The 12,799-nt window shown below is 73.2% G+C and carries 13 protein-coding genes; 10 read left to right on the top strand and 3 right to left on the bottom strand.

The features are described 5' to 3' along the window. Positions 1-16: 16 nt before the first annotated feature. Together ACF089_RS30585 and ACF089_RS30580 are read left to right on the top strand one after the other, a co-directional pair. The gene (locus ACF089_RS30585) at positions 17-661 is read left to right on the top strand and encodes an amino acid ABC transporter permease (RefSeq protein ID WP_392033618.1); all 645 of its coding nucleotides are present in this window, start codon (positions 17-19) and stop codon (positions 659-661) included. Then, complete coding sequence (locus ACF089_RS30580; protein WP_392033615.1) at positions 658-1,533, top strand: amino acid ABC transporter permease; 876 nt, start codon at positions 658-660, stop codon at positions 1,531-1,533. Before ACF089_RS30585 ends, ACF089_RS30580 begins: the two co-directional genes overlap by 4 nt. A gap of 69 nt (positions 1,534-1,602) precedes the next feature. Here ACF089_RS30580 and ACF089_RS30575 read toward each other — a convergent pair whose 3' ends face one another. Both ACF089_RS30575 and ACF089_RS30570 read right to left on the bottom strand, forming a co-directional pair. Beyond that, positions 1,603-1,875 carry a hypothetical protein gene (locus ACF089_RS30575; protein WP_392033611.1) on the bottom strand — a complete coding sequence of 91 codons (273 nt, stop codon included), beginning with the start codon at positions 1,873-1,875 and terminating at the stop codon, positions 1,603-1,605. 62 nt (positions 1,876-1,937) lie between these two features. Then, on the bottom strand, positions 1,938-2,684 hold the full coding sequence (locus ACF089_RS30570; RefSeq protein ID WP_392033608.1) for a hypothetical protein: 747 nt from the start codon (positions 2,682-2,684) through the stop codon (positions 1,938-1,940). A 105-nt stretch (positions 2,685-2,789) separates the two neighbouring features. Between ACF089_RS30570 and ggt the strand changes: the two genes are divergently transcribed. Both ggt and ACF089_RS30560 read left to right on the top strand, forming a co-directional pair. Beyond that, positions 2,790-4,598: a gamma-glutamyltransferase gene (ggt, locus tag ACF089_RS30565; protein WP_392033606.1), complete on the top strand. Its 1,809-nt coding sequence runs from the start codon at positions 2,790-2,792 to the stop codon at positions 4,596-4,598. 159 nt (positions 4,599-4,757) lie between these two features. Then, positions 4,758-5,471 (top strand): glycoside hydrolase family 75 protein, encoded by a 714-nt coding sequence (locus tag ACF089_RS30560; protein WP_392033603.1) that lies wholly within the window; start codon positions 4,758-4,760, stop codon positions 5,469-5,471. A 139-nt stretch (positions 5,472-5,610) separates the two neighbouring features. Here the strand turns inward: ACF089_RS30560 and map are convergent, their stop codons facing one another. Further along, positions 5,611-6,378: a type I methionyl aminopeptidase gene (gene map, locus ACF089_RS30555; RefSeq protein ID WP_392033600.1), complete on the bottom strand. Its 768-nt coding sequence runs from the start codon at positions 6,376-6,378 to the stop codon at positions 5,611-5,613. Between the two features lie 64 nt (positions 6,379-6,442). On the opposite strand from map, the gene ACF089_RS30550 reads away from it, so the two are divergent. The 6 genes from ACF089_RS30550 to hydA all read left to right on the top strand — a co-directional run bounded on the left by ACF089_RS30550 (position 6,443) and on the right by hydA (position 12,791). Beyond that, positions 6,443-6,697 (top strand): helix-turn-helix domain-containing protein, encoded by a 255-nt coding sequence (locus ACF089_RS30550; RefSeq protein ID WP_392033597.1) that lies wholly within the window; start codon positions 6,443-6,445, stop codon positions 6,695-6,697. A gap of 62 nt (positions 6,698-6,759) precedes the next feature. Then, on the top strand, positions 6,760-7,149 hold the full coding sequence (locus tag ACF089_RS30545) for a PPOX class F420-dependent oxidoreductase (protein WP_392033594.1): 390 nt from the start codon (positions 6,760-6,762) through the stop codon (positions 7,147-7,149). 82 nt (positions 7,150-7,231) lie between these two features. Continuing rightward, on the top strand, positions 7,232-8,887 hold the full coding sequence (locus ACF089_RS30540) for a hypothetical protein (RefSeq protein WP_392033591.1): 1,656 nt from the start codon (positions 7,232-7,234) through the stop codon (positions 8,885-8,887). Positions 8,888-9,105: 218 nt separating this feature from the next. Beyond that, a complete protein-coding gene (locus ACF089_RS30535; protein WP_392033588.1) occupies positions 9,106-9,948 on the top strand; it encodes a nitrilase-related carbon-nitrogen hydrolase in 843 nt (280 codons plus the stop codon). Further along, the gene (locus tag ACF089_RS30530; protein ID WP_392033586.1) at positions 9,945-11,222 is read left to right on the top strand and encodes an aspartate aminotransferase family protein; all 1,278 of its coding nucleotides are present in this window, start codon (positions 9,945-9,947) and stop codon (positions 11,220-11,222) included. The genes ACF089_RS30535 and ACF089_RS30530 overlap by 4 nt, the downstream gene beginning before the upstream one ends. A 162-nt stretch (positions 11,223-11,384) precedes the next feature. Then, complete coding sequence (gene hydA, locus ACF089_RS30525) at positions 11,385-12,791, top strand: dihydropyrimidinase (RefSeq protein WP_392033583.1); 1,407 nt, start codon at positions 11,385-11,387, stop codon at positions 12,789-12,791. Positions 12,792-12,799: the final 8 nt, after the last annotated feature.

Here is a 12,799-nt window from a genome sequence, read left to right as displayed (position 1 = left end):
GAGCACGAGGACGGACATGGACGTACTGACCGACAACTTCTCCCTGTACGCGGAGGGCTTCCTCGGCACCGTCGAACTGACGGTCTACTCCTCGCTGCTCGCCCTCGCCCTCGGCTTCCTGATGGCCGGCTTCCGGGTCGCGCCCGTCGGCTCCCTCCGGGCGATCGGCACCGTCTGGGTGACCGTGCTCCGCAACACCCCGCTGACCCTGCTCTTCTTCGCGGTCCTGCTGGGTCTGCCGCGCTTCGGCCTGGTCCTGCCGTTCAAGGTCTTCGCGGTGCTCGCCCTCGGCTGCTACACCTCCGCCTTCATCTGCGAGGCGCTGCGCTCCGGCATCAACACCGTCCCCACCGGGCAGGGCGAGGCCTCCCGCAGCCTGGGCCTGAGCTTCAGCCAGACGCTCGGCAGCGTGGTGCTGCCGCAGGCGTTCCGCACCGTCATCCCGCCGGTGGGCTCCACCCTCATCGCCCTCGCCAAGAACTCCGCCATCGCCGGGGCGTTCAGCGTCACCGAACTCCTCGGCACCTACAAGACCCTCAGCGAGCTGGGCTACAACATCATCTGGACCTTCGTCTGGATCGCCGTCGGCTATCTGATCATCACCCTCACCATCAGTGCGCTGTTCAACGTGCTGGAGAAGCGCTATGGAGTCGCCCGATGACCGATTCCACCGCCCTCTACGACATCCCGGGCCCCCGGACCCGGCGGCGGCACCGCCTGTACGGGATCGTCTCCACCGCCGCCATCGCGGCGCTGCTCGGCTGGATCGTCTATCTGCTCTTCGACACCGGGCAGTTCACCGCCGAGAAATGGGCCCCCTTCGAGTACAAGGGCATCCAGGAACTGCTGCTGCGCGGCCTCGGGAACACCCTCAAGGCCTTCGTCTACGCGGCCGTGCTCTCCCTGGTGCTCGGCGGGATCCTGGCCTGCGGCCGGCTCTCCGAGCACCGCCCGGTGCGCTGGGTCTCCACCCTGCTGGTGGAGTTCTTCCGCGCGATGCCCGTACTGGTGATGATCTTCTTCATCTTCGTGGCGCTGAAGGTCCAGCCGCTGCCCGCCCTGGTGGCGGGGCTGACGCTCTACAACGGCTCGGTGCTCGCCGAGGTCTTCCGGGCGGGCGTGCACTCCGTCGACCGCGGCCAGCGCGAGGCCGCGTACGCCCTGGGCATGCGCAAGACCCAGGTCATGACCCATGTCCTGGTGCCGCAGGCGGTACGGGCGATGCTGCCCGCCATCATCAGCCAGCTGGTGGTCGCGCTGAAGGACACCTCGCTCGGCTATCTGATCACCTATGAGGAGTTCCTCCAGGCCGGGAAGCTCATCGCGTCCAACCTCGACTACGACCTGCCGTTCATCCCCGTGGTGATGGTGATCTCGCCGATCTACATCGGGATGTGCATGCTGCTCTCCTGGTTCGCCAACTGGGTGGCCCGGCGGCAGCGCCGCAATCCGAAGACCGAGGCCGCGGACATCGCCCCGGCCGAACCAGGGACGCTGCTGACCCAGGGCCCCACCGCCCCCGGGCGGACATAGGGGCCGGGACAGCAGTGCATGGGGCACGAACCGGCGTCCCCGGGCGGGGGCTCCGGCCGCGGCCGGTGATCACTTCTGGCGCGGCGGAACCGGCGGATGCGGCGGTTCGGACGCGGGCGAGGAGAAGGTCAGCCGCGCGCCGGCCCGGTCGTGCCCGGTGGAGAGCGGGTCGACAGTGTCGACGACCACGGCGAGCCGGTGGCCGGCCGGACCGCCACAGGCGGTGGAGGACGGCTCCGGGGCGACGGCGAACGGCTCGCCGGCCGCCCCCGCCGTGGACGGGGTACGGGCATTGCCGACCGGCTTGCCGAGGCCGAGCGGGCCCCCGCCGTGGAGAGCCACGACGGGGGCGCCGCTCTCCTTGGCGCCGGCGACCGGGACGGCGCGCCGCCGCCGCTCGGCTCTCAGCCGCCCGCGCGGTGGGAGGCCGGGGCCGGGGGCGGCACGGGCTCACGGGCCGCCCGGGTGACATCGGCGACCAGCTCCACGACATCGGGACCGTACGCCTGGGAGTTGACCACCTTGAGCAGCAGACAGAAGGAGGCCGACCCGTGCGTACGGGCCAGCTTCTCGTGGTGGCGGGCGAGATAGCGGGTGGCCGCCTGATTGGTGATGGCCCGCTGGCCGCAGAAGAGGAAGACCGGACGGGCGCCCGGCTCGGTCGTCAGCCGCGCCAGCAGCGCGTACTCCGCGACCCCGGGCTCCACCCGGTACCGGTCCCGGCCGATCTGGAACGCCCCCTGGTCGGGCCCCGGCTCGAGGTCGACGTTGATCCGGACGCCGGGCAGCATGCTGTGCAGATGAGCCGCCATACGGCGATTGGAGAAGGGGCCGCCGACGCAGAACTCCGTACGTTCCCCGAAGCCCTGCCGGGCGGTGTCGTGCCACACGATCTGCGCCAGCGAGCCGCACCCCTTGATCAGCGCGGACAGCTCCAGCAGGGCGAACACGTCGAACCGGTGCACCGAACCGTCCCGGCCCGCCTCGCGATTGACCACCAGCAGCGATTCCGAGCCCTCCGGCAGCCCGAAGAACGCCCGCTTGCGGCGGAGTCCGCGCCGCCACAGATAGGTGCGCGCGACCCAGCCCAGCGCGGCGCTGATGCCCGCCGCCGCCACGCCGAGCACGATATTGCGTACATCGTCGTTCATGGGCGCGCATGATATCGGTGCTGTCGCAACCCTGTTCGAGCAGTCATGACGTCGGCCGTCCGGTGACGTTACAGTGCGCGGACATTCGCTGATCCGGAGGTATGGATGAGTCGCTCAGCCGTACGGAATCTGTCCGTTCTGGCCGTTTCCGTGGCCCTGGTCTCGTCGGTCGGCGCGGCGGCGCCGTTATCCCCCGCCCCCGCCGAACCGGTGAAGACGCCCGTAGCGGTCGGCCACGGCGGGGCCGTCGCCAGCGTCGACGCCGACGCCTCGGCCGTCGGGATCGAGGTGCTGCGGCGCGGCGGCAACGCCGTCGACGCGGCCGTGGCGACCGCCGCCGCGCTCGGCGTGACCGAGCCGTACTCCGCGGGCATCGGCGGGGGCGGCTACTTCGTCCACTACGACGCCGACAGCCGCACCGTGCGGACCATCGACGGCCGGGAGACCGCGCCGCGCTCCGCCGACTCCTCGCTCTTCCTGGAGGACGGCCGGCCCATCCCGTTCGACGAGGCCCAGACCAGCGGGCTCGGCGTCGGCGCCCCCGGCACCCCCGCCACCTGGGACGCGGCGCTCGACGCCTGGGGCACCCGCTCCCTGGAGGAGCTGCTGAAGCCGGCCGAGCGCCTGGCGAAGGACGGATTCACCGTCGACGCCACCTTCCGCGCCCAGACCGCCGCCAACGAGGCCCGGTTCGCCGACTTCCCCGCCACCGCCGAACTCTTCCTGCCCGGCGGACGGCTGCCGGAGGTCGGCTCCGTCTTCAAGAACCCGGATCTGGCGCGGACCTACCGGGAGATCGCGCGCAAGGGCACCCGCGCCCTGTACCGGGGCGACATCGCCCGGGACATCGTCCGCACCGTCCGCACCCCGCCCGTGGACCCCGACGCCGCGCGCACGGTCCGGCCCGGCGATCTGACCGCCCGCGACCTGCGCTCCTACAAGACGCTCCGGCAGGCTCCCAGCAAGCTCTCCTACCGGGGGCTCGACGTCTACGGAATGGCCCCCTCCTCCTCGGGCGGGACCAGCGTCGGCGAGGCGCTCAACATCCTGGAGCGCACCGATCTGTCGAAGGTCTCCGAGACCCGCTATCTCCACCGGCTCATCGAGGCGAGCCGGATCGCGTTCGCGGACCGGGGCCGCTGGGTCGGCGACCCGGCGTTCGAGTCCGTGCCGACCGCGGAACTCCTCTCCCAGCGGTTCGCCGACGCGCGCGGCTGCCTCATCAAGGACGACGCGGTGCTCACCAGCCCGCTCGCGCCGGGCGACCCGCGGAACCCGGTGGCCTGCGCCGCCGCCGACCGGGCCGCGCCGACCACGTACGAGGGCGAGAACACCACCCATCTGACGGTCGCCGACCAGTGGGGCGATGTCGTCGCCTACACCCTGACCATCGAATCGACCGGCGGCAGCGGCATCACCGTGCCGGGCCGGGGCTTCCTGCTCAACAACGAGCTGACGGACTTCTCCTTCGCTCCCGCGAACCCGGCCGTCCACGACCCCAATCTGCCGGGCCCCGCCAAGCGCCCGCGCTCGTCCATGGCCCCCACGATCGTGCTGAAGAACGGCCGGCCGGTGCTCGCGGTCGGCTCCCCGGGCGGGGCGACGATCATCACCACCGTGCTCCAGTCCCTGACGGGCCGTCTGGACCGGGGCCTTCCACTGGTGGACGCGATCGCCGCGCCCCGCGCCAGCCAGCGCAACCAGACCACCACCGAGCTGGAGCCGGGACTCTGGAACAGCCCGCTCAGGGGCGAGCTGGAGGCGATCGGCCACGCCTTCCGGCAGAACCCCGAGATCGGCGCGGCCACCGGCGTCGAGCGGCTGCCCGACGGGCGGTGGCTCGCCGCCGCGGAGAAGGTGCGCCGGGGCGGCGGCTCGGCGATGGTGGTGCGCCCCGACCGCACGGGCCGTTAGACCGTCCGGCTCTGAGCGCTCGCGGCCCGTCCGGCGTCAACCGCCGGGCGGGCCGCCCGCTTTGACCTCCCGGCGGTCCGTCCGCGGCGGAAACACGGGGGATCGTTTGCGACCGGGACCGGGTAAGGACGCTTTTCCTACCGAAAGGCGAATCATCCGATGCCCTCCCGCACGCTCGCGCTCTCCGCCGCGCTCTCCGCGGCCCTCCTCCCGGCCCTCGCGCCGCCCGCCGCCGCCAGCGGCGTCCACCGGGTCATGGTGCCGGGCTCGTACGGCGTCCGGGACGTCCCGGCGGACGCGGCCCGTCTGCTCGCCAAGGTGCGGGGCTGCGCCGCCCAGGTCTCCCGGGGCGCGTACCGCGAGGACGCGAACGGTCCGGCGAGCGTACGGGTCTGCGAGAAGGACGGCGCGGTGTACTGGAAGGCGGATCTGGACGTCGACTGCGACGGTCTGAGCACCCGCCGGTGCAACGCCGCGACCGATCCGTATTTCGTCGGGCAGACCGCCTTCACCCAGTCCGACGGGAGACCGCTGAGCGCGGAGCGGCTGCCGTTCGTGGTGGTGCCCGCGCCCAGCGCGATCTGGCGGCACTCCGCCTCCGGCGTCAGGGGCGGGGGAGTGGTCGCCGTCGTCCACGAGGACAAGGTCCGCTACGGCGTCGTCGGCGACACCGGCCCCGCGAGGATCATCGGCGAGGCCTCCTACGCCATGGCCGAGTCACTGGGCATCGACCCCGACCCCAGAACCGGCGGCGCCGGCTCCGGGGTCACCTACATCTTCTTCAAGGACTCCCGCGCGACCCCGATCGAGGACCGTGCCGAGGCGGCGAGACTCGGCGAGTCCCTCGCCCGGAGATTCCTCCGCGCCGACTGACCGTGCGCGGCCGGCGCCCGCGGGTCCCCCGGACCCGGACCGGGACGTGACCCGGGACGTGACCCGGGACGTGACCCCGGACCCGGACGTGACCCGGGACCCGGACGTGACCCCGGACCCGACCCCGGCCCCGGTGGGCTCAGAGGGCGGTCAGGACGCGCGGGCCGTCGTCGGTGATCGCCACGGTGTGCTCGGCGTGGGCGGCGCGGCTGCCGTCGATCGTGCGGATCGTCCAGCCGTCGCGGGCCGTGTAGTGGTCGTCCGTGCCGCCGCCGATCACCATCGGCTCGATGGCGAGCACCATTCCGTGGCGCAGCTGCATCCCCCGGCCCGCCCGGCCCTCATTGGGCACCCCCGGGTCCTCGTGCATCGCGCGGCCGATCCCATGGCCGCCGAACCCGTCCGGTATGCCGACGCCGGCCGTGCGGCACACCCGGCCGACGGCGTGCGCGATGTCGCCGATGCGCCCGCCGACCACGGCGGCGGCGATCCCCGCCTCCAGGGCCTCTTCCGCGACCCCGATCAGCCGGGTGTCCTGCGGACGGGCCCGGCCGACCGTGAAGCTGACGGCGGCGTCCCCCGCCCAGCCGCCGAGGATCGCGCCGCAGTCGACGCTGACGAGGTCCCCGTCCCGCAGCCGGTAGGCGTCCGGGATGCCGTGCACGATCGCGTCGTTGACCGAGACGCACAGGACCGCGGGGAAGGGGACCGGGGCCCAGTCGGGGTGATAGCCGAGGAAGGGCGAGCCCGCCCCGGCCTCCTTCAGCACCGCGCGCGCCGCCCGGTCCAGCTCCAGCAGGCCGACGCCGACGGCCGCCCTCTCCCGCGCCGCGGTCAGGGCCTGGGCCACCACGCGGCCGGCCTCGCGCATCGCCTCGATCGATGTATCGGTCTTGATCTCCACCATGCCAATTACTATACCGCTTCAGGCGTTATTCTCATACCGGTCCGACCGGCATTAGAATAACGGCATGGTGCGCACCCCCCTCACCCCCGAAGAGCGCGAGCGCGGCGAGCGGCTCGGCCGACTCCTCCGTACCGCGCGCGGCGAACGCAGCATGGTGGAGGTCGCCGCGGCGGCCGGGCTCTCCGCCGAGACCCTGCGGAAGATCGAGACCGGCCGTGCCCCCACGCCCGCGTTCTTCACCGTCGCCGCCCTCGCCGTCGCCCTCGAACTCTCCATGGACGACCTGATGGCGCGCTGCGCCCCCGCCCCCGTGGTCTGACCGCCCGGCCGGTGTGGCGCGTTCGGTGTTCCCCGACGGGTCCGACGGCGTACTCTCGCACCGTGACCGCCGAGGAATTCGCCGCTGTCAGGTACATCAGCCTGACCACCTTCCGCAAGGACGGGACGGGAGTCGCCACCCCCGTCTGGTTCGCCCAGGACGGCGAGAAGCTGTACGTCTGGACCAACAGCGAGTCCTGGAAAGTGAAACGGCTGCGCAACGACAGCCGGGTGACCGTGACCGAGTGCGACGCCCGCGGCAAGATCGCCGAGGGCGCCCGCAGCGCCCGGGGCACGGCCGAGCTGTTCGACGATCTCACCGAGACCCGCAGGCTGCTGGCGCGTAAGTACACCTGGCAGTTCTGGCTGGTCGACCGGCCGGCCACGCTGCTGCGCCGGGGGAAACGGCCCCAGACCGGCATCGCGGTGACTCTCTCCGAAAACGGCCTGTAACAGCGCGCACCCCGCCGCCGTAACGCGGCCGGGGTGCAATGCCAGCGGATTCCCCGGACATCTCCGGACAGGAGCGGCGGCGATGGCGGTTCACCCACTCCCCTCGGAGCGCGATGTCTTCGCACGGTACTTGCGAGGACTGACCGCGCTTCTCGACCAGGACACCGGCTGGTACGCCGTCTTCGCGCGGCGCGACCCCGAGGGAATGCGCGAATGCCTCGACGGGGTCGAGGTCCCGCCGTGGGACGTGGTCGAGGCGCTGCTCCACGACCTCGCGGCGGCGCGCGGCGCGCAGTTCGCGGCCCGCGAGGAGGATCGCGCCCGGCGGCTGCACACAACGGCGGCCGCCGTCTACGACCGGCGGCCCGGCGGCCGCGCGGCCCTGGCGGAACGCGTCGAGCTGATGCGCCAGGAACTGATCCAGGCCACCCTCCGGGCCGAGGAGCTGATCCGGCGGCTGACCGTCGAACCGGCCCGCACCGAGACCGCGGCGAGGCTCGAACACGAGCTGGAGTGGACCCGGGACGACCAGGCCCGCGCCACCGCCCGCCTCGCCGAACTCCGCTCCCGCCTCGCCTCCCTGACCCCGGCCTCCGGGCCGCCGCAGCACCCCGGGGAACGGGACGCCGGACCCCGGGAGGGCTGGTTCCGCCCCGGGCGGGACCGGGAGGCCGCGCCGGCGGCCCCCGCCCCCGAGCCCTCCTGGCGCCGCGCCGCCGGCCCCGAGGCCGCGCCCCCGGCCGAACGCCCCCGCCCCGGCGCACCGTCGGGCGCGCGCGCCGACCGCCCCGGAGCGCCCCGCCCCCGCGCCGAGAACCCCGGAGCGCCCCGCCCCCGCACCGCGGGCCCCGGAGCGCCGTCACCGTCCCCGTACCGGGGCGAGCCCCCGCTGCCCGCGCCCCGCTCCCGGGAGCGCGGCCGCGCCGAACCGCCGGAGCGCGAGCCGGAGCGGGCCGCGATCCCCGAGCCCGCCGGAGCCGACGGCCGCGCCCCCCGGCGCGGTCTGCTGCGCGGCGCGCGGTTCGCGGGCGCGGCCCAGCAGACCGACGCGCGGGACACCGCGGTCGCCGCACCGCCGACGGCCGCCCCGGAGGAGGCCCCGCGCGGCGCGCGCCACGCCCCCGCCCCCGATCACCCCGCCGTCCACGCCCCCGATCCCGACCCCGACCACACCGCCCCCGCCGCCGAGGCCCCCGCCTCCGCCGGACACGCCTCCGAGACCGCCCACGAGGTCGTCCGCACCCTCGCCCGGCTGCGGACCGAGGAGCGCGGCGGCGAGGCGCACGCCGTGCTCTGCGAGGCCGCCGTACTGCCCGCCGCCTGGCTGCCGGTGCTCGCCGGCGAACTCCACCGCGCCGGGCTCGACGCCGACTGGACCACCCTGCTCTGGGAGGCCGCCTCACAGCCCCTGCCCCGCGTGACCGCCATCGCCGGAGCGCTCGCCGCCGAGGGCCGCGAGGAGGACGGCGAACGACTGCTCCGCCAGGGCGTCTCCCGCCCCGCCGACGAGATCGCCGCGGCGGCCCTGGACCTGGCGGGCCAGGGCCGCGCGCCCGAGGCGCACGCCCTGCTCACCGCCTGCGTCCAGCTGCACTCCGCCGCCGACGCCGCCCGCATCGCGAGCGGCGACCCGCGTCGGCTCGTACCGCTGCTGCTCACCGCCGCCCGGGCCCAGTCCCGCTCCCACGAGCACCGTCTTGTGCACGCCCTGCGGGTCGCGGGACACCTCGCCACCTGACGCGTCCCTGATCGGCGACGGCGTCCCCGGCACGCTCCCGGGGGCGGCCCGACAGCGCCCCCGCACGGGCGCTGTCGACCGGCCGGGTGAAACGAGATCGACTCCGCCGGTTCACGGCGATGGTCTTGCCCCCGTGTGTGACGGGGCTTACGTTCTCTCTCTACGCACCGCGTCTACGTGCGTAGAGGCTCGCTGACGCCCGGCCGAAGGAGCAGCTCATGGCCCATGTCGTACGCGCCGCCCTCGTCCAGGCGACCTGGACCGGCGACACCGAATCCATGATCGCCAAGCATGAGGAACACGCCCGTGAGGCCGCCCGCCGGGGCGCGGGGATCATCGGATTCCAAGAGGTCTTCAACGCGCCCTACTTCTGCCAGGTCCAGGATCCCGAGCACTACCGCTGGGCCGAACCCGTCCCGGACGGCCCCACGATCCGCCGGATGAGCGAGCTGGCCCGGCAGACCGGGATGGTGATCGTGGTCCCGGTCTTCGAGATCGAGGGCCCGGGCTTCTACTACAACACCGCCGCCGTGATCGACGCCGACGGACGGTATCTCGGCAAGTACCGCAAGCATCACATCCCGCAGGTCGAGGGCTTCTGGGAGAAGTTCTACTTCCGCCCCGGGAACGCCGGCTGGCCCGTCTTCGACACCGCCGTCGGCAAGATCGGCGTCTACATCTGCTACGACCGCCACTTCCCCGAGGGCTGGCGTCAACTCGGCCTCCACGGAGCCCAGCTCGTCTACAACCCGTCCGCCACCTCACGCGGGCTCTCCGCCCACCTCTGGCAGCTGGAGCAGCCGGCCGCCGCCGTCGCCAACGAGTACTTCGTCGCCGCCATCAACCGCGTCGGCCGCGAGGAGTACGGCGACAACGACTTCTACGGCACCAGCTACTTCGTCGACCCCAGGGGCCAGTTCGTGGGCGAGGTCGCCGACGACCGGGCCGAGGAACTCCTCGTACGCGATCTCGACTTCGGCCTCATCGACAGCGTGCGGCAGCAGTGGGCGTTCTACCGGGACCGCCGTCCCGACGCGTACGAGGGGCTGGTCCGGCCATGACCCTGTACGACCGGCACCGGGCCGTCGCCCCCGACTGGACGGCCCTCTACTACAAGGACCCCATCGAGATCACCCACGGCGAGGGCCGCCGGGTGTGGGACGCCGACGGCAAGCGCTATCTCGACTTCTTCGGCGGCATCCTCACCACCATGACCGCCCACGCCCTCCCCGAGGTCACCCGGGCCGTGAGCGAGCAGGCCGCGCGGATCGTCCACTCCTCCACGCTCTACCTCAACCGCCCGATGGTCGAACTCGCCGAGCGCGTCGCCGCCCTCTCCGGCATCCCCGACGCCCGGGTCTTCTTCACCTCCTCCGGCACCGAGGCCAATGACACCGCCCTGCTGCTCGCCACCGCGTACCGCCGTTCCTCGCAGGTGCTGGCGATGCGCAACAGCTACCACGGACGGTCCTTCTCCGCCGTCGGAGTCACCGGCAACCGCGCCTGGTCGCCCACCGGGCTCTCCCCGCTCCAGACGCTGTACGTCCACGGCGGCGTCCGCACCCGGGGCCCCTTCGCCCGGCTCCGTGACGCCGAGTTCATCGCGGCGTGCGTGGAGGATCTGGAGGACCTGCTCGGCCACACCCACGACGTCGCGGCGCTGATCGCCGAACCCGTGCAGGGCGTCGGCGGGTTCACCTCGCCGCCCGACGGGCTCTTCGCCGCCTTCCGCGAGGTCCTGGACCGGCACGGGGCGCTGTGGATCTCCGACGAGGTACAGACCGGCTGGGGCCGCACCGGCGACCACTTCTGGGGCTGGCAGGCCCACGCCGCGAGCGGCCCGCCGGACCTGCTCACCTTCGCCAAGGGCATCGGCAACGGGATGTCGATCGGCGGCGTCGTCGCCCGCGCCGAGATCATGAACAGTCTGGACGCCAACTCCATCTCCACCTTCGGCGGCTCGCCCGTCACCATGGCCGCCGGCCTGGCCAACCTCACGCATCTGCTCGAACACGACCTCCAGGGCAACGCGCGCCGGGTCGGCGGACTGCTGATCGAACGGCTGCGGGCGCTCGGCGCGGGCGTGCCCGCCGTACGGGAGATCCGCGGCCGCGGACTGATGATCGGCGTCGAACTGGTCCGCCCCGGCACCGACGACGCCTGCCCCGAGGCCGCCGCCGCGGTGCTGGAGGCCGCCCGCGAGGGCGGGCTGCTCATCGGCAAGGGCGGCGGCCACCGCACCAGCGTGCTGCGCGTCGCCCCGCCGCTCAGCCTGACCGTCGCCGAGGCGGAAGAGGGCGCGGCGATCCTCGGGGAGGCGCTGAGCCATGCGTAGGCCGATCCGGCGCCCGTCCCCGTACCCCTTCGTCTCCGATCCCGATCCCGGAGCCGGACCCGGCCCTGATCCCGGCCCTGATCCCGGACCCTGCCCTGATCCCGGACCCTGCCCTGGACCCGATCCCGATCCCGGTCTCCGCCCCGAGGGAGCGCACCGCCCATGAGCAGGACCCGCACCCTGATCCGCGGCGGTCTGGTCGTCACGGCGGCGGACGAGATCCACGCCGATGTGCTGATCGAGGACGGCAGAATCGCCGCGCTCGCGGCCCACGGCTCCGCCGCCGCCGAATCCTGGACCGCCGACCGCACCATCGACGCGACCGACCGCTATGTCATCCCGGGCGGCGTCGACGCCCACACCCACATGGAGCTGCCGTTCGGCGGCACCTTCGCCTCCGACTCCTTCGAGACCGGCACCCGGGCCGCCGCCTGGGGCGGCACCACCACCATCGTCGACTTCGCCGTACAGAGCGTCGGACACGGACTGCGCGAGGGCCTGGACGCCTGGTACGCCAAGGCCGACGGCAACTGCGCCGTCGACTACGGCTTCCACATGATCCTCTCCGACGTCGACGAGCGCTCGCTCCGGGAGATGGACCGGCTGGTGGAGGAGGGCGTCACCTCCTTCAAACTCTTCATGGCCTACCCGGGCGTCTTCTACAGCGACGACGGCCAGATCCTGCGCGCCATGCAGCGCTCCGCCGGAAACGGCGGACTGATCATGATGCACGCGGAGAACGGCATCGCCATCGACGTCCTGGTGGAACAGGCGCTCGCCGCGGGCCGCACCGATCCGCGCCACCACGGCGAGGTCCGCAAGGTGCTCCTGGAGGCCGAGGCCACCCACCGCGCCATCCAGCTGGCGCGGGTCGCCGGAGCCCCCCTCTATGTCGTCCACGTCTCCGCCGACGAGGCCCTCGCCGAGATCACCGCCGCCCGCGACAAGGGGCTCCCCGTCTTCGGCGAGACGTGCCCGCAGTACCTCTTCCTCTCCACCGACAACCTCGCCGAACCCGGCTTCGAGGGCGCGAAGTACGTGTGCAGCACCCCGCTCCGCCCCAAGGAGCACCAGGAGGCGCTCTGGCGCGGACTGCGGACCAACGACCTCCAGGTCGTCTCCACCGACCACTGCCCCTTCTGCTTCAGCGGACAGAAGGAGCTGGGCCGGGGCGACTTCTCCAAGATCCCCAACGGGCTGCCGGGCGTGGAGCACCGGATGGACCTCCTCCACCAGGCCGTCGTGGAGGGACGGCTCACCCGCCGCCGCTGGATCGAGATCGCCTGCGCCACCCCGGCCAGGATGTTCGGCCTCTACCCCCGGAAGGGCACCATCGCCCCGGGCTCCGACGCCGACCTCGTCCTCTACGACCCGCGCGCCGAGCACACCCTGTCCGCGCGCACCCACCACATGAACGTCGACTACAGCGCCTACGAGGGCCGGCGCGTCACCGGCCGGGTGGAGACCGTGCTCTCGCGCGGCGAGGTCGTGATCGACGGGCGGACCTTCACCGGCCGCGCCGGACACGGCCGTTACACCCCGCGCGGCACCTGTCAGTACCTCGGCTGAAGGGCACA

Source organism: Streptomyces sp. NPDC014894 (genome assembly GCF_043080985.1).
GTDB lineage: Bacteria > Actinomycetota > Actinomycetes > Streptomycetales > Streptomycetaceae > Streptomyces.
Note: the sequence above shows the minus strand (reverse complement) of the source record. Positions and strands in the feature narration are given on the sequence as shown.